Annotated in this window: 18 protein-coding genes and 1 riboswitch; of the genes, 11 read left to right on the plus strand and 7 right to left on the minus strand. The window is 72.8% G+C overall.

Features of this window, described 5'->3' with window-relative positions; all coding sequences use genetic code 11:
* The first annotated feature begins 136 nt into the window (after positions 1-136).
* Together BJ975_RS04495 and BJ975_RS04500 are read left to right on the plus strand one after the other, a co-directional pair.
* Complete coding sequence (locus tag BJ975_RS04495) at positions 137-1,423, plus strand: sensor histidine kinase (protein ID WP_179424004.1); 1,287 nt, start codon at positions 137-139, stop codon at positions 1,421-1,423.
* Positions 1,424-1,470: 47 nt separating this feature from the next.
* Positions 1,471-2,118 carry a response regulator gene (locus BJ975_RS04500; RefSeq protein WP_179424005.1) on the plus strand — a complete coding sequence of 216 codons (648 nt, stop codon included), beginning with the start codon at positions 1,471-1,473 and terminating at the stop codon, positions 2,116-2,118.
* Positions 2,119-2,121: 3 nt separating this feature from the next.
* Here BJ975_RS04500 and BJ975_RS04505 read toward each other — a convergent pair whose 3' ends face one another.
* Positions 2,122-3,162, minus strand: coding sequence for a hypothetical protein (locus BJ975_RS04505; protein WP_179424006.1), 1,041 nt, complete (start codon positions 3,160-3,162; stop codon positions 2,122-2,124).
* A gap of 55 nt (positions 3,163-3,217) precedes the next feature.
* Positions 3,218-3,311, plus strand: a riboswitch (TPP riboswitch).
* Between BJ975_RS04505 and thiM the strand changes: the two genes are divergently transcribed.
* The 3 genes from thiM (at position 3,302) to BJ975_RS04520 (ending at position 6,227) form a co-directional block, all read left to right on the plus strand.
* Positions 3,302-4,111 (plus strand): hydroxyethylthiazole kinase, encoded by an 810-nt coding sequence (gene thiM / locus BJ975_RS04510; RefSeq protein ID WP_179424007.1) that lies wholly within the window; start codon positions 3,302-3,304, stop codon positions 4,109-4,111. (Overlaps the previous riboswitch by 10 nt.)
* Positions 4,108-4,758: a thiamine phosphate synthase gene (thiE, locus tag BJ975_RS04515; RefSeq protein ID WP_179424008.1), complete on the plus strand. Its 651-nt coding sequence runs from the start codon at positions 4,108-4,110 to the stop codon at positions 4,756-4,758. The genes thiM and thiE overlap by 4 nt, the downstream gene beginning before the upstream one ends.
* On the plus strand, positions 4,755-6,227 hold the full coding sequence (locus BJ975_RS04520) for a bifunctional hydroxymethylpyrimidine kinase/phosphomethylpyrimidine kinase (RefSeq protein WP_179424009.1): 1,473 nt from the start codon (positions 4,755-4,757) through the stop codon (positions 6,225-6,227). Before thiE ends, BJ975_RS04520 begins: the two co-directional genes overlap by 4 nt.
* On the opposite strand, the gene BJ975_RS04525 is transcribed toward BJ975_RS04520, so the two are convergent.
* The gene (locus BJ975_RS04525; RefSeq protein WP_179424010.1) at positions 6,224-6,625 is read right to left on the minus strand and encodes a hypothetical protein; all 402 of its coding nucleotides are present in this window, start codon (positions 6,623-6,625) and stop codon (positions 6,224-6,226) included. The genes BJ975_RS04520 and BJ975_RS04525 overlap by 4 nt on opposite strands.
* 95 nt (positions 6,626-6,720) lie before the next feature.
* Between BJ975_RS04525 and BJ975_RS04530 the strand changes: the two genes are divergently transcribed.
* Genes BJ975_RS04530 through BJ975_RS04550 form a run of 5 tightly spaced genes read left to right on the plus strand, consistent with a single transcriptional unit; the run spans position 6,721 to position 12,773 of the window.
* Positions 6,721-8,715 carry an FAD-dependent oxidoreductase gene (locus BJ975_RS04530; RefSeq protein WP_223303365.1) on the plus strand — a complete coding sequence of 665 codons (1,995 nt, stop codon included), beginning with the start codon at positions 6,721-6,723 and terminating at the stop codon, positions 8,713-8,715.
* Complete coding sequence (locus BJ975_RS04535) at positions 8,712-9,959, plus strand: SAM-dependent methyltransferase (RefSeq protein ID WP_179424012.1); 1,248 nt, start codon at positions 8,712-8,714, stop codon at positions 9,957-9,959. The genes BJ975_RS04530 and BJ975_RS04535 overlap by 4 nt, the downstream gene beginning before the upstream one ends.
* Positions 9,956-11,224 (plus strand): SAM-dependent methyltransferase, encoded by a 1,269-nt coding sequence (locus BJ975_RS04540; protein WP_179424013.1) that lies wholly within the window; start codon positions 9,956-9,958, stop codon positions 11,222-11,224. The genes BJ975_RS04535 and BJ975_RS04540 overlap by 4 nt, the downstream gene beginning before the upstream one ends.
* Positions 11,218-12,015 (plus strand): DUF1295 domain-containing protein, encoded by a 798-nt coding sequence (locus BJ975_RS04545; protein WP_179424014.1) that lies wholly within the window; start codon positions 11,218-11,220, stop codon positions 12,013-12,015. The genes BJ975_RS04540 and BJ975_RS04545 overlap by 7 nt, the downstream gene beginning before the upstream one ends.
* A gap of 17 nt (positions 12,016-12,032) precedes the next feature.
* Positions 12,033-12,773 (plus strand): NUDIX hydrolase, encoded by a 741-nt coding sequence (locus BJ975_RS04550; protein WP_179424015.1) that lies wholly within the window; start codon positions 12,033-12,035, stop codon positions 12,771-12,773.
* Here BJ975_RS04550 and BJ975_RS04555 read toward each other — a convergent pair.
* Both BJ975_RS04555 and BJ975_RS04560 read right to left on the minus strand, forming a co-directional pair.
* A complete protein-coding gene (locus BJ975_RS04555) occupies positions 12,770-13,771 on the minus strand; it encodes a 5'-3' exonuclease (RefSeq protein WP_179424016.1) in 1,002 nt (333 codons plus the stop codon). The genes BJ975_RS04550 and BJ975_RS04555 overlap by 4 nt on opposite strands.
* Positions 13,772-13,784: 13 nt before the next feature.
* Positions 13,785-14,075: a hypothetical protein gene (locus BJ975_RS04560; RefSeq protein WP_179424017.1), complete on the minus strand. Its 291-nt coding sequence runs from the start codon at positions 14,073-14,075 to the stop codon at positions 13,785-13,787.
* A 183-nt stretch (positions 14,076-14,258) separates the two neighbouring features.
* Between BJ975_RS04560 and BJ975_RS04565 the strand changes: the two genes are divergently transcribed.
* Entirely contained in the window at positions 14,259-14,837 is a 579-nt protein-coding gene (locus tag BJ975_RS04565; RefSeq protein ID WP_179424018.1) for a dihydrofolate reductase family protein, read from the plus strand.
* 26 nt (positions 14,838-14,863) lie between these two features.
* Here BJ975_RS04565 and BJ975_RS04570 read toward each other — a convergent pair whose 3' ends face one another.
* The 3 genes from BJ975_RS04570 to BJ975_RS04580 all read right to left on the minus strand — a co-directional run bounded on the left by BJ975_RS04570 (position 14,864) and on the right by BJ975_RS04580 (position 18,175).
* Complete coding sequence (locus tag BJ975_RS04570) at positions 14,864-14,992, minus strand: methionine/alanine import family NSS transporter small subunit (RefSeq protein ID WP_179424019.1); 129 nt, start codon at positions 14,990-14,992, stop codon at positions 14,864-14,866.
* On the minus strand, positions 14,989-16,530 hold the full coding sequence (locus tag BJ975_RS04575; RefSeq protein WP_179424020.1) for a sodium-dependent transporter: 1,542 nt from the start codon (positions 16,528-16,530) through the stop codon (positions 14,989-14,991). Before BJ975_RS04575 ends, BJ975_RS04570 begins: the two co-directional genes overlap by 4 nt.
* A gap of 79 nt (positions 16,531-16,609) precedes the next feature.
* On the minus strand, positions 16,610-18,175 hold the full coding sequence (locus BJ975_RS04580; RefSeq protein ID WP_179424021.1) for a hypothetical protein: 1,566 nt from the start codon (positions 18,173-18,175) through the stop codon (positions 16,610-16,612).
* Positions 18,176-18,214 lie beyond the last annotated feature (39 nt).

Genomic DNA, 18,214 nt, shown 5'->3' on the forward strand with positions numbered 1-18,214 from the left:
TCGACTGTTCGCGGCGACCCCGTCGGCCGCTCGTGGCCGTCGCGTCCGCCGGCGGGTCGAAGGGTCGGGCTGGCCCGACACCAGGTGTCGGGGTGGCAGGATCGTGTCCCGGCCGCGACACGACGACGATCGAGACATGACCACCATGAGCATCCCCACCACCGCACGGCGCGACCCGTCACCGCTGGCCGCCCGCGTCGGGTGGGACACCCTGTACGCCCTCACCGCCTTCCCGCTCGGCCTCCTGGGCTTCGTGATCACGGTCGTGGGCGTCGCCACCGGCGTCGCGACCCTGATCGTGTGGGTCGGCGTCCTGGTCCTCGCCGCGACGCTGGTCGTCTCGTCGTGGCTGGCGCGCCTCGAGCGCGTGCGGCTCGTCGCGATGCAGGGCCGCGAGCCGCGGCCGACGACGTACCGCGTCGGCACCGGGCGCGAGGGCCGCGTCGCCCGTCTGATCGCGCCGCTGCGCGACCCGCAGATGTGGCTCGACACGCTGTGGGGTCCGCTCGCGTTCGTCACGGGCCTCGCCGCGTTCATCGTGACCGTGGTCTGGTGGGCGGGCGTGCTGACCGGGCTGACCTACTGGTTCTGGCAGATTTGGCTTCCGCAGAGCGAGGGCAACGAGACGCTGGCGTCGCTCATCGGCCTCGGCGACGGGCGGCTGGCGGACAGCCTGCTGAACCTCGCGATCGGCCTGGCGGCGCTCGTGACCCTGCCGTGGGTCGTCCGCGGAGCCGCGTGGCTGCACGCATCGCTCGCCGACGTCGTGCTCAACGGCCGGAGCTCGATGTCGGCCCGGGTCGAGCGCGCCGAGGGGGCGCGCGACGCCGCGCAGGAGGCCGAGGCCGTGGCGCTGCGCCGCCTCGAGCGCGACATCCACGACGGGCCGCAGCAGCGCCTCGTCCGCCTGACGATGGACCTCGGTCGGGCGCGCCGTCAGGTCGGTGCGGACCCCGAGCAGGCCTCCGCCACGATCGAGTCGGCCCTGGAGCAGGCACGCGAGACGCTCGACGAGCTGCGCGCGCTGTCGCGCGGCATCGCCCCGCCGCTGCTGGTGGATCGGGGCCTCGGGGTCGCGCTCGACGAGCTGGTCGTCCGCAGCGCCGTCCCGGTGACCCTCGTCCACGACCTGCCCGCGGGCCTGTCGCCGCACGTGGAGACTGCCGTCTACTTCACCGTCTCGGAGGCGCTCACCAACGTGGCCAAGCACTCCGGCGCGGACACGGCCGACGTGCGCGTCGTGCCCAACGGCTCGGACCTGCTGGTGCAGGTGCGCGACGCGGGCGTCGGCGGGGCCCACCCGGGCAAGGGACAGGGCCTCGCGGGCCTCGCCCAGCGAGTCGCGGCGGTCGGCGGCACGCTCGAGGTCGACTCGCCGGTGGGCGGTCCGACGCTCGTCACTGCGCGCATCCCGGCCGGGTGACCACCGGCGGCGGGACCGCGACCGGGCCGATGCACGATGCTGGTGCGATGCGCATCGTGATCGCCGACGACTCGGTCCTGCTCCGCGAGGGCCTGCGGCTGCTGCTGACCGAAGCGGGTCACGAGGTCGTGGCGCAGGTCGCCGACGGGCCCGGATTCGTGGCAGCCATGACCGAGCACCGTCCCGACATCGGCGTCGTCGACGTGCGGATGCCGCCGAGCCACACCGATGAGGGACTGCGGGCTGCGGTCGAGGTGCGGGGCCGGTGGCCGCAGGCGCGGATCGTGGTGCTGAGCCAGTACGTCGAGGTCTCGTACGCCGACGATCTGCTGGCCGGAGGCGAGGGCGGGGTCGGGTACCTGCTGAAGGACCGCGTGAGCGACGTCGACGACTTCCTCGGCGCCCTCGACCAGGTCGTCGCCGGTGGCACCGTGCTCGATCCGCAGGTGGTCCAGCAGTGGATGGGACGCCGGGCCGACCCGGTCGCGGCGCTGACTCCGCGCGAGCGCGAGGTCCTCGCGCTGATGGCCGAGGGCCGCTCCAACCAGGCGATCGCGCAGGCCCTGCACGTCACCGAGGGCGCGGTCGAGAAGCACACGCAGCGCATCTTCGCGAAGCTCGGCCTGTACGCCGACGAGAGCGACCACCGGCGGGTGCGTGCCGTGCTGGGGTGGCTGCGCTCCACCTCGCGCTGAGGCTCAGAGCGCCGCGGTGCCCTCGACCAGCAGAGTCGCCGGGTCGCCCTCCTCGGGCGTGGGGACCACGGGGCTCACGGGCTCGCACCGCAGGGAGCGCAGCTCGCACGTGACGACCTGCCGAGCACGGACGATGTTGTCGACGTGGGCCTCGTCGATCTCCTCGGCCACGCCGAAGAACGTGTCCGCGTCGCTCCAGCCGGCCAGCGTGAAGTGCTCCCACGGTGCGTCGATCCCGCGCTGGTCGCCGCTGGCGGCGTCGTAGACGACGGCCTGGGTCGGCCACGCCGAGGTGTCGAAGATCGTGCTGCGATCGGGTGACAGGAGCCCCGGTCCGTACAGCGAGGAGTCCGACAGCTCGCGGTGACGACCCTCGCCGCTGATGCTGACGCGGTAGCCCGCGGGGAACAGCGTGTCGGCCAGGTGCGGGTAGACCTCGAGGCCGTCGGCATCGAGGGTCGCGGCCTCGCGCGAGCCGTCCTCGAGGTCGATCGTGGCACCGTCGAAGAAGACGTGCTCGGTGCTGACGCCGTGCAGCAGCGGCATGATCTCGCCGTACAGGTCGGCGAGGTCGGCCTCGCGGTCAGGCTTCTCGTCCGGCGTGCGGTAGAGCTGCTCGCCGGTGCGGGTGTCGAACGCGGCGACCTGGATGACGTGGGTGCCGTAGCGGTCGGTCGGGCCGCGCGACTGGTCGACCGTGGCGAGCACGGAGCGGTCCGCCGAGACGGCGAGGTTGTCCCACCCGACGTCGGCGACCTCGCGGATGTCGCCCTCGGCGCTGGTGAACAGCAGGGTCCCGCCGCGATTCCAGTAGACGCCCGTCGCGCCCAGGACGAACTGGTCCACGTCGTCGCCGAGCTCCACGGTCACGTCGCCCACGTGCAGCGTGCCGTCGAGCAGCCAGGCCGGCGCGGTCGTGTCCCACGTGGTCGGGCCCACGGGCAGCGTGAACGCAGGCGTGACCGCCGACCCCTCGGTCGAGCCCGCACACCCCGCCAGCACGACGCAGGCGAGCAGCGCCACGATCGTGCCTCGGATGCCCACCGGGCCATGATCACACGGCCGCCCGCGAGCACGTCGGACGCGCGGGCTAGCCTGCAGGCGAGACACGGGGTGCCCCACCGGGGCTGAGATCACACCCGTCGAACCTGATCTAGTTCGTCCTAGCGAAGGGAATGTCGCGATGTCGCGCACGCCTGCAGACCTGTCCTCCTTCACCTCCGAGGCCCTGGGCCGCGTCCGCGCCCGGGGGCCGCTCGTCCACTGCATCACCAACAGCGTGGTGGTGAACTTCACCGCCAACGCCCTGCTCGCCGCCGGGGCGGCGCCGGCCATGGTCGACATCCCCGACGAGGCCGGTCCGTTCGCCACCGTCGCCGACGGGCTCCTGGTGAACCTCGGCACGCCCACGGCGGAGCAGCGAGCCGCGATGGTCGAGGCCGCCGAGGCCGCGAACGCCACGGGCACCCCCTGGGTCCTCGACCCGGTCGCGGTCGGGTCGCTGCCCGTGCGGACCGCGCTCGCCGAGCAGTTGCGCGACCTCGGGCCGACCGTGGTCCGCGGCAACGCATCGGAGATCATCGCCGTCAGTGGATCCGGGGGCGGTGGCCGCGGGGTCGACGCCACGGACGACGTCGAGGGGGCCGTCGAGTCGGCGCGCGCTCTGGCCGTCCGCACGGGTGGCGTCGTCGCGGTCTCCGGACCGGTCGACGTCGTGACCGACGGCGAGCGCCTGGTCCGGATCGCCAACGGCGACCCGCTGCTCACGCGGATCACCGGTGGCGGCTGTGCCCTCGGCGCGCTGATGGCGGCGTTCGCCGCGGTGGACGACGACCGTCTGGCCACGACCGTTGCCGCGGTCACCGTCTACACCGTCGCCGCGGAGCTCGCCGCGAAGCAGAGCGCCGGCCCCGGCACCTTCGGCCCGGCCTTCCTGGACGCGCTGGCCTCGATCGACGCAGCCGACCTCGACGCGCGGGCGCGGCTGTCGTGAGCGCCGACCTGTCGGTCTACCTCGTCACGGACGCGGCGGTCGCCGCGTCGCGCGGACGGGAGGTCGTGGAGGTGGTCGCCGAGGCGGCCGCCGGGGGAGTGACCGCGGTGCAGGTGCGCGAGAAGGAGGCGCCGGCCGCCGACTTCCTCGCCACCGTCGTCGCCGTGTCGGAGGTCCTGCCGGAGCACGTCGCCCTGATCGTCAACGACCGCGTCGACGTGTTCCTCGCCGCCCGGGCCCGCGGCGCCCGGGTCACGGGCGTGCACCTGGGGCAGGCGGACCTGCCGTCCGCGGTGGTTCGCGAGCTCGTCGGCCCCGAGGCGCTGATCGGCCTGAGCGCCGCCACGCCTGCGGAGCTGACCGCCGCCGAACTGGATCCCGGCCGGGTCGGCTACGTGGGGATCGGGGTGCTGCGGGCGACGACGACCAAGCCGGACGCGCCGCCGCCGCTCGGTATCGAGGGATTCGAGCGGCTCGCGCGGAGCACCTCCCTGCCCGCCGTCGCGATCGGCGGCATCACGAGCGCGGACCTGCCGGCACTGCGCGCCGCGGGTGCGGCCGGAGCAGCCGTCGCCTCGTCGATCTGCGGTGCGGCAGACCCTCGCGCGGCTGCGCGCGAGCACGCTGACGCGTGGGGTCTGGCGTGAGCGCCCCGGTCCAGGTGCCGCGGGTGCTCTCCATCGCCGGCACCGACCCGACGGGCGGCGCGGGCGTCCAGGCCGACCTCAAGAGCATCGCGGCCCAGGGCGGCTACGGCATGGCCGTGGTCACCGCGCTGGTCGCGCAGAACACGCACGGCGTGCGGTCGGTGCACGTGCCGCCGGTCGCCTTCCTCGCCGAGCAGCTGGACGCGGTGAGCGACGACGTCGAGATCGACGCGGTGAAGATCGGGATGCTGGCCGGCCGCGAGGTCATGGAGACCGTGAGCGCGTGGCTCGACCGCGCACGACCGCCGGTGGTCGTGCTCGACCCCGTGATGGTCGCGACGAGCGGTGATCGGCTGCTCGACGCGGACGCCGAGGAGGCACTGCGGGGCCTGCTGCCGCGGGTCGACCTCATCACGCCCAACGTGCCCGAGCTGGCGGTCTTCGCCGAGGAGGCTCCCGCGACCTCGTGGGGCGAGGTGCTGGCGCAGGCCTCCCGCGTCTCGGCGGCGTACGGGGTGCGGGTGCTGGCGAAGGGCGGCCACCTCGACGGCGAGTCCGTCCCGGACGCCCTGGTCGACGGGAGTCGCGTCGTCGAGTTCACCGGGGCCCGGATCACGACCACGTCCACCCACGGCACGGGATGCTCGCTCTCGTCCGCCGTCGCGACGATCGTCGCGCGCACCGGCTCGTGGGAGCAGGCGACGGCCGACGCCAAGCGCTGGCTGGCCGAGAGCATCGCCCACGGCGAGGATCTGCGCGTCGGCTCGGGCCATGGCCCGGTCAGCCACTTCGCCGGGCTGTGGGCCCGCGGAGGCCTCACGACCCGGCTCACCGCGGCCGAGGTGGAGCGCGACTGGTGGGACGCCGTGGCGGACGTCCGGGCGGCGATCGACGATCTGGGCTTCGTGCGGGGACTGGGGGACGGGACGCTGTCGAAGGAGGCGTTCGGCTGGTACTTGGCGCAGGACGCGCTGTACCTGCGGGACTACGCGCGGGTGCTGGCGGAGGCGAGCCGGCTGGCGCCGACGCTGGGGGAGCAGGCGTTCTGGGCGTCCGGCGCCCACGGCGCCCTCGTCACCGAGCTGGCCCTGCACACGGACTGGCTGGGTGGCGTGGAGCCGGCGGCGCCGAGCGCCACGACCACGGCGTACCTCGACCACCTGCTGGCCACCGCCGCGCGGGGCGACCACCGTGTGCTCGCGGCGGCGGTGCTGCCCTGCTACTGGATTTACGCCGACCTCGGCGAGCGCCTCCGCGGGCTCGCGACCGACGGGCACCCCTACCGCGACTGGCTGCTCACGTACGGGGATCCCGCGTTCGAGTCCGCGACCGAGCAGGCGATCGTCGTCGTCACCCGGCTCGCCGCCGAGGCCGACGACGCCACCCGGGACGCGATGTGGCGGGCGTTCCGCGCCTCGTGCGAGCACGAGCTGGCCTTCTTCGCTGCTCCGCCGGACGGAACGGTCTAGCCGCCTCGTCGCGCGAGGAAGACGTCGTGCTCCGCGCACGACTCGGGCACGGTGACGCCTGCGATCGAGAGCGGTCCGGGCGGCACCGTGTCCGACGAGTGCTCGAGGACCATCCCGCCCGGCACCTCGACCCGGTCGCCGAGCGAGAGCTCGCCGAGGTGCGGGATGTCGATCGTGAGCGGGTCCTCGTCGACGACGTCGGTGCCGACGGGCCAGATCACGACGATGCCGTCCGCGCCGAGACACCCGCCGACCAGCTCGAGGGTGCCGCCGCCCAGCGCGTCGGCGCCGGAGCTCGACCGCTCGCCGACGAGCACCGTCGCGTCGCCGGCGGTGATCTCCTTGCCGCCGCAGCCCGCGAGGGCGAGAGCGATGAGGAGGGCGGGCAGGGTGCGCATGCCTGAACCCTGCCCGTTCGCCGTGCAGACGGTCGACGTTTCGCCGAACTCCGCGCCGGACCCATCCGACGACGCCTCGGTTCCGAATGACTCGCATGGATGCACCGGAGAACACCCGGGTCGCTGTCATCGGTTCCGGGATCTCCGGGCTGAGCGCGGCCTGGTTCGCCACCCAGGCGGGCGCCCGCGTGGTGCTCTACGAGGCCGACGACCGCCTGGGAGGACACGCCGACACGCATGTGGTCGCCGAGGGCAGCCGCGAGCTGGCGATCGACACGGGCTTCATCGTCCACAACCGCCACACGTACCCGGTCCTGTGCCGTCTGTTCGACGAGCTCGGCGTGCAGACGCAGCCGTCGGAGATGTCCCTGTCGGTGCACGACGTGGCGACCGGACTGGAGTGGGCGGGTGCCAAGGGACGGCGCGGGCTGTTCCCCGAGCCGCGTCGCGTGCTCGACGTCGGGCACTGGCGGATGCTCGCCGAGATCCCGCGCTTCCACCGGGCAGCCCGCCGCCTGCTGGCGTCGCCGCCCGAGGCGGGCGACCCGACCCTCGACGAGTTCCTGGACCGGCACCGGTTCAGCGACCGGCTCCGTCGGCACTTCATCCGCGCGCTCGTGGCGGCGGTCTGGTCCTGCGATCCCGAGATCGCGGGGCGGTACCCGGCGCGTCACCTGTTCGCGTTCCTCGCGAACCACGGCATGCTCGCGGTGTTCGGCAGCCCGCGGTGGCGGACGGTCGTCGGCGGGTCCCACGACTACGTGCGACGGATCGCCAAGGAGCTCCCGGACATCCGGGTCTCGACCCCGGTGACGGGCATCGAGGAGGACGTCGACGGCGTGACCGTGCTCGACGCCGGCGGAGGCCGGGAGCGCTTCGACCGCGTCGTCGTCGCCACCCATCCCCGCCAGGCGCTCGCGATGCTCTCCGCGCCGACGCCGGCACAGCGCGAGGTCCTGGCCGCGATGCCGTACTCGCCGAACCCGGCCCTGCTGCACACCGACGAGAGCCTGCTGCCGCGCTCGGACGGGGCTCAGGCCGCGTGGAACCTGCGCCTGCCGAGCTCGCCCGACGGACGCGTGACGGTCACGTACGACATGACCCGGCTGCAGCGTCTGCCCACCGCGCGGCGCTACCTGGTGACCCTGGGCGGCGAGGATCTCGTCGATCCCGCCACGGTCATCGCGCGGATGGACTACGAGCACCCGGTCTACACGGCCGAGACCGTCGCGGCCCAGCGACGACTTCCCGAGATCGACACCGATCGCATCGTCTTCGCCGGTGCCTACCACGGCTGGGGATTCCACGAGGACGGCGCTCGGTCGGGCGCCGAGGCCGTGCGGAGGCTCGGGCTGGGCGCCCCCGCCCCCGCAGCCCGCGCCCCGGAGGTCTTCCGCACCACCGTCGGCCATCGCCGGACGCAGCCGTTCACCCGGTCGTTCGAGCAGCGGTCCTCGACGTGGGTCGTCGACATCGACCAGCAGGCCGCACGGCAGGCGGGACAGTCGCGGTGGCGCCGGGTGACCGGCGGCACGATCGAGTCGCGCGACCACCTCGGCGACCCGAAGGCCACGCTGCGCCAGAACCTGGCGGCGTTCCTGGCCCGGAACGGACTCGAGCTCGGCGACGCGACCGTGCGCCTGATGGCCCACCCCCGAGCCTTCGGCTTCTGCTTCAACCCGATCAGCGTGTGGTGGTGCACGACGCCCGACGGCACTGCGCTGGCCACGGTCGTCGAGGTCCACAACACCTACGGCGACCGCCATGCCTACCTGTTCGACGGCGGCACCGAGACGGAGCGCCGGGTCGACAAGGCGATGTACGTCTCGCCGTTCCACGGCGTGGAGGGCTCGTACCGGGTGTCGGCCCCCGTGCCGACGGACGCTCTCGACGTCCGCGTCGAGCTCGACCTGCCCCACGGCGGGGCGTTCCAGGCCTCGATCCGGGGCCGGCGGACGTCCGGCCACCGCCGGGCCGCCGTCTCCGGACTCGTCGACCGTCTCGCCATCACCGCGCACGGCCTCGTCCTGTGGGCCCGGCGCCTGCCGATCCACCCTCGTCCCACCCATCACCAGGAAGGTGTCCGATGACGACCCTCAGCCTCTCGGCCTCGCACTGGCCGACCCTGGACCTGCCGTCCCCCTCGCGCGCGACCGACGTCAGGGCCGCCCTGGCGCGACGCCTCTTCGACTCGGCCGTGGAGCGGCTCGACGTGAGCGTGAGGATCGAGGGCCGCACCCTCGGAGCGGGCGGCCCGCTGATGACGATTCACCGTCCCGACGAGTTCTTCCAGCGTCTGGGCGCCCGGCCCTCGACGGGCTTCGGCGAGTCCTACATGACGGGAGCGTGGGACGCGGACGACCTCGGGGCGTTCCTCACGGTGCTGGCCTCGGGGATCCGCACGCTCGTGCCGCGGTCGCTGCAGGTCATGCGCGGTGCCGTCATGCCGCGGCCTCCGCGCGACGAGCGGGGGGACAAGGCCGACACGCAGCGCGTCGTCGGGCATCACTACGACCTCTCGAACGACCTGTTCGAGACCTTCCTGGACCCGACGATGACGTACTCGAGTGCGCTGTTCGAGGAGACCTCGGACGGCACCCCGGTGGTCGGCGGTGACCTGGAGCAGGCCCAGGAGCGGAAGCTCGACCGCCTGCTGGACCTCGCCGGTGTGGGCGAGGGCACCCGCCTGCTGGAGATCGGGTCGGGCTGGGGCTCGCTGGCCATGCGGGCCGCCCGTCGCGGCGCGCGGGTCCGGACGATCACCCTCTCGGTGGCCCAGCAGCAGCTGGCCCGCGAGCGGATCGCCGCGGCCGGCCTGCAGGACCGGATCGACGTCGACCTGTGCGACTACCGCGACGTGAAGGGCCGCTACGACGCCGTGGTGTCGATCGAGATGATCGAGGCCGTCGGCTGGCGCCACTGGGGCACCTACCTCGCGACGATCGACCGGGTGCTCGCGCCCGGGGGACGGGCCGCGATCCAGGCCATCACGATGCCGCACGACCGGATGCGGGTCACCCGCAACACCCAGACCTGGGTCACGACGTACATCTTCCCCGGCGGGTCGCTGCCGTCGGTCCGGGCGCTCGAGGAGGCGACGGCGGGGACGTCGCTGCGCCTCACGTCGACCGAGGCGATCGGAGCCCACTACGCCGAGACGCTGCGCCAGTGGGACGAGAGCTTCCTGGCCGGCGCCGACGAGGTGCGGGCCCTCGGGTTCGATGACACCTTCTGCCGGATGTGGCACTTCTACCTGCAGTACTCGCGAGCCGGGTTCAGCTCGGGCTACCTCGACGATCACCACCTCGTCTTCACGAAGGAGAGCGGACGATGAGCCATCGACAGCGCATCGACGGACTGGCCGGGCAGACCGCGGCCGTGCTCGAGCCGGTCGTGGGGGAGATCCCCGTGCGCCTGGAGTTCTGGGACGGGTCGGTCGTCGGGCCGGCGCGCGGCCCGATCGTGCGCATCACGTCGCCAGCGGCCCTGCGACGCCTGCTGTGGAGCCCGGGCGAGCTCGGCGCCGCGCAGGCGTACGTCTCGGGCGAGGCCGAGATCGAGGGTGACCTCGACGCCGCCCTGACGACGCTGCTGGCCGCGGGGCGCGAGGCAGGACCGGTTCCGCCCGCGCGGACCGCGAGGACGATGGCGCGCGCCCTGCCGCTGCTGATCAGGGCCGGGGCGATCGGTCGCCGCCCGGCGCCCCCGGCGTCCCAGGCGGTCGTCAAGGGACGGCTGCACTCGCGCGACCGCGACCGTGCCGCGATCTCGCACCACTACGACCTGTCGAACGAGTTCTACGAGCAGATCCTCGACCCGACGATGGCCTACTCGTGCGGCTACTACACCTCTGACGACGCCACGCTGCAGCAGGCGCAGGAGGCGAAGCTCTCGCTGATCTGTCGCAAGCTGGGGCTCGGCCCGGGCAGCCGGCTGCTCGACGTCGGGTGCGGCTGGGGATCGCTGACCATCCACGCCGCCCGGGAGTTCGGGGCGCAGGTCAACGCGGTCACGATCGCCGCGGAGCAGCGGGACTTCGTCGCCGAGCGCGTGCGCCGCGCTGGTCTTGAGGACCTCGTCGACGTGCAGCTGTGCGACTACCGCGACGCCGCGGGCGTGTACGACGCCGCCGCGTCGGTCGAGATGGGCGAGCACGTCGGTGCCGAGAACTACCCGGTGTTCGCCGGCGTCCTGCGCGACCGCGTGCGCCCGGGCGGGCGGGTCCTGATCCAGCAGATGTCGCGCACGGGCCGCTGGCCCGGAGGGGGCCCGTTCATCGAGAGCTTCATCGCTCCCGACATGCACATGCGTCCGGTGGGCCAGACGGTCGACCTGCTCGAGCAGTCCGGTCTGGAGGTGCGCGACGTCCACGCCCTGCGCGAGCACTACGTGCGCACCGTCGCCGGCTGGATCGAGAACTTCGAGGCCCACACCGACCGCCTGACCGAGCTGGTCGGCGAGGAGGTCGTGCGCGTCTGGCGGCTCTACCTCGCGGGAGGCGCCGCGGCGTTCCGCGACGGTCGCATGGGCGTCGACCAGATCCTGGCGGTGCGTCCCGGAGCGCCGCACGGCCTCGACCGCGAGCCGCGCGCATGGTGACCGTCCTGGCGGCACTGGCGGGGGTCGCGCTGGTGATGACGGCCGGCGCCGTGGCGTCCCGCGTCAGGAACACGTTCGCGATCGTGGACGTCGCCTGGCCGGTGGCCTTCGGCGTGGGCATGGCGGCAGCGACGACGGTGGGCCTCGCAGGTGATCTCGGGGAGGCCTGGCGAGGCGTGCTCGTACTCGTGCTGGTGCTGCTGTGGTCGGGACGGCTGGCCTCGCACCTCGGAGCGCGGACCTTCGCGGCCGAGGAGGACGACCCGCGGTACCTCGAGTACATGGGCGGCTCGGCGCGGGAGGTGCCGTTCCTCGCGCTCCTGACGAAGGTCTACGGGCTCCAGGCCGTGCTGGTGCTCGCGGTGGGCTACGCGGCGTTCGTGTCGGTCTCGCTGTCGGTTCGCTGGCCGGCCGTCGCGGTCGCCGGCGCGCTGGTCACGGTGGCCGGCGTGGTCCTCGAGGCCGTCGCCGACCGCCAGCTCGCGGTCTACCGTGCGACGCCGAAGCAGGAGCGCGAGCCGGTCCTGTCCTCGGGCGTCTGGTCGTGGAGCCGCCACCCGAACTACTTCGGCGAGGCCGTGACGTGGTGGGGCATCTGGCTCTCGGCCGGCGCGGCGAGCGGGTGGGGGCCGCTGCTGTGGACGCTGCCCGCGCCGATCGTGCTGACCGCGATCGTCACGGTGGTCTCCGGCGTCCGGATCGCGGAGCGACGCATGCGCGGCCGGCCGGGCTGGGAGGAGTACGCCGCCCGGACCTCCGTCTTCGTCCCGCTGCCGCCCCGTCGGAGCTGACGCGCCACACTGGTGACGTGAGTCCCACGGTCCCTGCGCCTCTTCCCTACGACCTCGAGCTGCGCGAGCGCATCGCCGGACACCTGGCCGGGCACGAGCGGCGGGTGGTGGCCGACGAGGGCCGGAGGCACGCGGCGGTGGCCGTCGTCCTCGTCGACTCCGAGCCCGGGGAGGCCCGCATCGATCCCGTGCCGGGCGACCCCGAGCTCGCCCCGTCCGAGGAGGTCGTCCACGAGCTCGACGGCCGCATGCAGGACGTGTCGGGCGGAGCCGCCTTCCTGCTGAGCCGCCGCTCCGGCCGGCTGCGCACCCACTCGGGGCAGTGGGCGCTGCCCGGGGGTCGGATCGACGAGGGCGAGGACGCCGTCACCGCGGCCATCCGCGAGACGGACGAGGAGCTCGGGGTGCGCCTGACGCCCGACCACGTCCTGGGTCTCATGGACGACTACCCGACGCGCTCGGGCTACGTGATCACGCCGGTCGTGCTGTGGGGCGGGGGTCGGCTCGACCTGCGGCCTTCGCCCGACGAGGTCCTCGCGGCCTTCCGCGTCGGCCTGCACCAGCTGCTGCGATCGGACTCGCCGCGGTTCCTGGACATCCCCGAGAGCGATCGGCCGGTCGTGCAGATCCCGCTCGGCGAGACCGACCGCGTCCACGCTCCGACCGGAGCCGTCCTGCTGCAGCTGCGGCGCCTCGGCCTCGAGGGCGACCCGACGCGCGTGGACGACCTCGAGCAGCCGACCTTCGCCTGGCGCTAGTCCCGCGCGGACGCCGGGTCGGTGCTGAGCACGCGGACGGCGAGGGTCGTGGTCGACTCGACGCCGAGGAAGCCGACGACCCGGTGGACGTGGCCGAGCTCGAGCGGGAGCAGTCCGGGAGTGCCGGGCACCTCTGGGGTGAGTCCGAGGTCGAGGTCGTCGCGCCCCGACATGATCCGCACGTTGAAGTCGTAGCGCTCGCGCGCCTCGGGGAGGGCGAGCCGGCGGACGACGGTGGCGCCCATGCGGCGCGAGCCGGTCTCCACGGCCCAGGCGTCGAGCGTGGCGGCCAGCACGCGACCCTCGTTGTGCTCGATGTCGGCCCAGACCGCCTGCATCGAGCCGGCCTGCGTGAGCAGGGTGGCCGCGGTCTTCTCGCCGATGCCCGAGACGCCGGGCAGGTTGTCGCTGGGGTCGCCGCGCAGGGCGGCGAAGTCGAGGTAGCTCTCGGCGGCGACGCCGTACATGCTCAGGAGTCGCGCCGGGTTGAGCAGCGGCGAGCCGTCGATGCCGCCGTTGATGAGGCGCAGGACCTGGGTGTGCTCGCTGATGTGGGCGAACGCGTCGCGATCGGACGTGATGATCACGCAGCTCCAGCCGTGGTCGCGCGCCCACCTCGCCCCGGACGCGCTGACGTCGTCGGCCTCGAGCCCCGGGGGAGTCAGCGTCGCCAGGCCGAGGGCGTCGAGGAACGCGCCCGAGCGATCGAGCTGCTCGACGAGCGCCACGTCCTTGGGCGCCCGGCCGGCCTTGTAGTCGGGGTAGAGGTCCGCGCGCTCGGACGCGGTCCGGTCGTCGAGCCCGAAGATCACGGCGTCGGGGGCGAACCGCTCGATCGCCTCGATGATCTGGCGCAGCATGCCGTGCAGCGCCCACGCGGGCCGTCCCGCCCGGTCCATCAGCCGCGTGTGCGCCCGCGCGTGGTGGTTGCGGTGCAGGAGCGAGGGTGCGTCGACCACGAGCAACAGCTGGCGGGGACGAGCGTCTGAGGCGGCCATGGAGTGCTCGCCATCATAGTCGCGGCTCCGCGAGCGTCCGGCCGAGCCCGAAGCGCAGGTACCAGACCAGCATGAAGACCGTGCTGCCCAGGTGGAACGAGTGCAGCGCCCACAGCGGGCCCGGCGGCAGGCTGAAGACGTACAGCGAGTGCACCGCGTTGCCGACGTTCGCCAGGGCGAGGTTGCCCAGGCTGTAGGAGGTCAGGTCGCGCGTGCGGAGCGCCTTCACGAGCATCGGCAGCGTGCTGGACGCGAAGATCACCGTGGAGACGATCCCGGCCAGCATCGGCATGGAGGCGCTCATGGGATCGCTCCCGTCGCGCGTGAGTGGTGGTGCATGTCCTTCGTCCTGTCGTCGTGCTCCGTCACCGGGTACGAGAGTCGGGCGGACCGCGTCTTCGGACATCGGGAGGGGTTGTTCTTTGCCCGCCCGGGACGACGATGGGAGGACGGGCCGGAGGTGCCCGGCACGCGAGGAGGCGCGGACATGGCGGACCTGACGGTGGACTGCATCACCTCGCTCGACGGCTTCGGCGCGGCCGAGGGCTGGCCGGGGCTGTGGGGGATGCACAGCGCCGACTACCTGGACTGGGTCGGGCAGGAGGGCGCGCAGGACCACGTGCTGCTGATGGGTGCGACGACCTACCGGCTGTTCACCGGCTTCATCGAGTCGGGCGAGGAGGACATGAGCGGGCTGAGCGGCACGTCGAAGCTGGTCTTCTCCCGCACGCTGCGAGAGCCGCTCGCATGGGAGGGCTCGACGCTCGTCCGGGCGGACGCGGTCGTGCACGTGCGGTCGCTCAAGGACGCGAGCGAGGTCCCGCTGCGCACGATCGGCAGCCTGAGCCTGTGCCGCGCTCTGCTCGCCGCGGGACTCGTCGACCGCTACCGCGTCGTCGTGTTCCCGGTCGTCACCGGAGCGACGGGACGCGATCGCGTCTACGACGGCTGGCCGGACGTCCGGCTCGAGCTCGTCGCGTCACGGGCCTTCGACGGTGGGATGCAGCTGCTCCAGTACGTCCCGACCGTGCTCGACGGACCGCCTGCATCGGAGCCGTCGCGCTGAGCCCCGGTGACGTCGGGGGCGGTCGCTCAGAGGTCGCGGTGCACGTCCTCGACGCGGCCGGGACCGCTGCGGTTCAGGTTGACGATCGCCGCCACGAGACCGCCCCAGAGGGCGACCATCGCGACGATCATCATGATGATGGCGTCGGCGCTCATCGTTCGCCTCCTTCCGTGTGCTCGGCGGGCACCTGCAGGGTCGTCCCCGCGCGCCAGGGGATGGGGGCCAGCAGGTATCCCGCGACCATGACCGATGCCGCGGCGCCCCAGCCGAACAGCGCGATCATCCAGGCGGGATAGCCGCCGTACGGCGTCTCCACCACGGCGCGGAACGAGTCGAACGCGAGATACGCCAGCGCGATCGGGACGACGACGCCCACCAGCAGTCGCCACCACAGCAGCAGCTTCACGGATCCGTGCTGATTCATGTGGTCGGCCAGCTGCGGCAGGGCCCGCAGGGACCAGGCGACGACCACCATCGACACCATCGCGACCAGCAGGATCCCGAACTGGTTGATGAAGTGGTCGAGGATGTCCAGAACGTACAGGCCGCTGGCCGTGGAGAAGAACACCAGGCTGATGACGGCCGCCGGGATGCTGACGACGGCGGCGGCCATCGGGCGCGACATCTCGAACTTGTCCCGCACGGCGGACACGACCACCTCGAGCACCGAGACCAGTGACGTGATGCCCGCGACCACGAGCGAGCCGAAGAAGAGCACGCCGATGAGCGCGCCTCCGGTGGCCTCGCCGATGATCGTCGGGAAGGTGATGAAGGCCAGCCCGACACCGCCGCCGACGACCTCGTCGACCGCGACTCCCTGGGCCTGTGCCATGAAGCCGAGGGCGGCGAACACGCCGATGCCGGCGAGCAGCTCGAAGCTGGAGTTCGCCAGCCCCACGACCGTGCCGGAGCCGGTCATGTCGGTGTCGCGACCGACGTAGGACGCGTAGGTGATCATGATGCCGAAGCCGATGGACAGCGAGAAGAAGATCTGTCCGAAGGCGGCCGCCCAGACTCCCGCGTGGGTGAGGGTGCTCCAGTCGGGCGTGAAGAAGGCCTCGAGGCCCTCGGTCGCGCCGGGAAGGAACAGCGAGCGGACCACGAGGACGAGGAACGCGACCACCAGGATGGGAATCGCGACCACGGAGGTCAGGCCGATGCCCTTCTCCACGCCGACCACCATGACGACGATCACCGCGAGCCACACGATCGCCATCGGGACCAGGACGCCCGCCACCACGGTCAGGTCGACCGTGAGGTCTCCGGTCTGCAGGAAGTCCTTCATGAAGAACGTCTCGGGATCGTCGCCCCACGCCGTGTTGACGGAGAAGAACGTGTACCGCAGCGCCCACGCGATCACGGCGGCGTAGTACACGGCGATCATGAAGCAGACGCCGACCTGCCACCAGCCGATGGCCTCGGCGGGACGACTCAGCCGCGCGAACGACAGGGGCGCGGACCCGCGGAAGCGGTGACCGAGGGCGTAGTCGAGATACAGGAACGGCAGGCCCGCGCAGAACAGCGCGACGAGGTAGGGGACGAGGAACGCGCCGCCGCCGTTCTCGTAGGCGACGTACGGGAAGCGCCAGATGTTCCCCAGCCCGACGGCGGAGCCGATCGCGGCGAAGATGAAGACCTTGCGTGAGGAGAACGCTCCCCGCCTGGCCTTCTCGGTCGTGACCTCGGTCGTCATCGGGATCCTCTCGGGCTGAGGCGTCGGGTGTGCTGGATCACCTCATCCTGTCATCCCGCGGCGGAGCGGCCGCCCGGGGTCAGCGCTTGACCTTGCGTCCCTTGCTGACCTTGGCGACCGTCAGGTGGCTCGACTTCGAGACCGTGATGCGGACCCGGACGACCTTGCCGCGGTCGGCCTTCTTGAGCTTGTAGGTCGCCTTCGTGGCGCCGCGGATGGCCTTGCCGTTGCGCTGCCACTGGTAGCGGATCCGGACCGGCTTGGGTCCCCACTTCGCGGTCTTGGCCTTGAGGCTCTTCCCCGCCTTCGCGGTGCCGACGACCTTGACGGTGCCGGGCTTGAGGGCGCGCTTCGCGACCGTGGTGCTCGAGTTGCTGACGTAGGCGTTCCACCAGCCGGGGCGACGGACCGTGACGCGGACCTTCAGGCGCTGGTTCACGTCGGCGGAGCGGACGGTGTAGGTGCGGGCGGTCGCCCCCGAGATCGCGGTCGAGCCGCGCACCCACTGGTAGCTGACGGTCGCGTTGGGGTCGGCGGTCAGGCCGGTCGGCCCGTACAGCGTGCGACCGACGGTGGCCGTGCCCCGGGGCGCCGGGGCAGCCTTGAGGGCCTGGACGGGGCGGCTGCCCGCGACCTGCACCTGGGCGCGCTGGTACGCGTCGCTGCCGTCGACGTAGTTGCCCTGCGCGTCCTTCTTGTAGATCTTCAGGCGCGCGTCGATGCGGGCGCCGGCGTGCGCGGCGGCCACGGTGAACCGCGAGCTGGCGGCGTCGTACGAGGTCGCGGCCGGCTGCGGGACGCCGTCGACGAACCAGCTGATCTCGCTGTACGTGCTGGCGGGCTTGCCGAAGCTCGCGGTGAGCGTCGAGCCGGGCGAGGCCGTGCCGGAGATCTGCAGCGGCGACGTCGGCTGGACGTGCTGCGTGCCGCCGACCTTGGTGGTGGGCGTGGTCAGGGTGGCCGGCTTGTAGCCCGCACGGCTCGCCGTGACGCGGGCGAAGATCCACGCGCCCTCCTGTGCCGGGGTGGGCGTGAAGCTGGCCGAGGTCGCGCCCGCGATCGGGGCCGCGAGGGCGTTGTCGCGCTGCGACATCCACTGGTAGGTGAACGTGGCGTGCGTCGGGCGCCAGCCCTCCTGACCGACGATCGTGATCGGCTCGCCGGTGCGGAAGGAGCCGACGAAGAACGGGTCGACGGGCGCCATGCCCAGGCCCTGCCGGGGCAGCGTCACCGAGAAGGTCTTGGACGGCGCGGCCGTCGTCGAGGTCCACGTCGTCGCGGTCTGGTGCGAGGTGGCGTTGGGCCAGCAGGTGTCGCGGTGGCGGACCTCGGGCTGCCAGAAGCTCGTCGAGGACGCCTGGCCGTACCAGCTGTCGGAGAAGCACACGCGGTACCTGCCGCCGACCGGCACGTTCCAGGAGAAGCGGCCCTTCGCGTCGGTCAGCTTCGGACCGAACGGGTAGGTCTGCCACGACCCGTCCTTGAGCTCGTAGATCTCCCAGTTCACGTTCGGGAGCGGCTTGCCGTCGGGGCCGACGGCGACGCCCGTGATGGTCCCGGTCGCGGCGTGTGCCGGAGCGACGGCGGACAGGGGGACGAGCACGAGGGCCAGAGCGGCGAGCAGCACGGGACGCAGGAGACGCATGGTGCTGAACCTACTGACCCGCTCGCCGCAGCGGAGCCC

Origin of the sequence: Aeromicrobium tamlense (assembly GCF_013408555.1) — a bacterium.
In the GTDB taxonomy this organism is placed as follows: Bacteria; Actinomycetota; Actinomycetes; order Propionibacteriales; family Nocardioidaceae; genus Aeromicrobium; species Aeromicrobium tamlense.

Excerpts from the sequence above, each read along its gene's own strand:
- BJ975_RS04575 (WP_179424020.1), bottom strand. The coding sequence starts at position 16,530 with ATGACGACCGAGGTCACGACCGAGAAGGCCAGGCGGGGAGCGTTCTCC.
- BJ975_RS04580 (WP_179424021.1), bottom strand. The coding sequence starts at position 18,175 with ATGCGTCTCCTGCGTCCCGTGCTGCTCGCCGCTCTGGCCCTCGTGCTC.
- BJ975_RS04545 (WP_179424014.1), top strand. The coding sequence starts at position 11,218 with ATGGTGACCGTCCTGGCGGCACTGGCGGGGGTCGCGCTGGTGATGACG.
- BJ975_RS04535 (WP_179424012.1), top strand. The coding sequence starts at position 8,712 with ATGACGACCCTCAGCCTCTCGGCCTCGCACTGGCCGACCCTGGACCTG.
- BJ975_RS04495 (WP_179424004.1), top strand. The coding sequence starts at position 137 with ATGACCACCATGAGCATCCCCACCACCGCACGGCGCGACCCGTCACCG.
- BJ975_RS04525 (WP_179424010.1), bottom strand. The coding sequence starts at position 6,625 with ATGCGCACCCTGCCCGCCCTCCTCATCGCTCTCGCCCTCGCGGGCTGC.
- BJ975_RS04540 (WP_179424013.1), top strand. The coding sequence starts at position 9,956 with ATGAGCCATCGACAGCGCATCGACGGACTGGCCGGGCAGACCGCGGCC.
- BJ975_RS04500 (WP_179424005.1), top strand. The coding sequence starts at position 1,471 with ATGCGCATCGTGATCGCCGACGACTCGGTCCTGCTCCGCGAGGGCCTG.
- BJ975_RS04560 (WP_179424017.1), bottom strand. The coding sequence starts at position 14,075 with ATGAGCGCCTCCATGCCGATGCTGGCCGGGATCGTCTCCACGGTGATC.
- BJ975_RS04555 (WP_179424016.1), bottom strand. The coding sequence starts at position 13,771 with ATGGCCGCCTCAGACGCTCGTCCCCGCCAGCTGTTGCTCGTGGTCGAC.
- thiM (WP_179424007.1), top strand. The coding sequence starts at position 3,302 with ATGTCGCGCACGCCTGCAGACCTGTCCTCCTTCACCTCCGAGGCCCTG.
- BJ975_RS04565 (WP_179424018.1), top strand. The coding sequence starts at position 14,259 with ATGGCGGACCTGACGGTGGACTGCATCACCTCGCTCGACGGCTTCGGC.
- BJ975_RS04530 (WP_223303365.1), top strand. The coding sequence starts at position 6,721 with ATGGATGCACCGGAGAACACCCGGGTCGCTGTCATCGGTTCCGGGATC.
- BJ975_RS04570 (WP_179424019.1), bottom strand. The coding sequence starts at position 14,992 with ATGAGCGCCGACGCCATCATCATGATGATCGTCGCGATGGTCGCCCTC.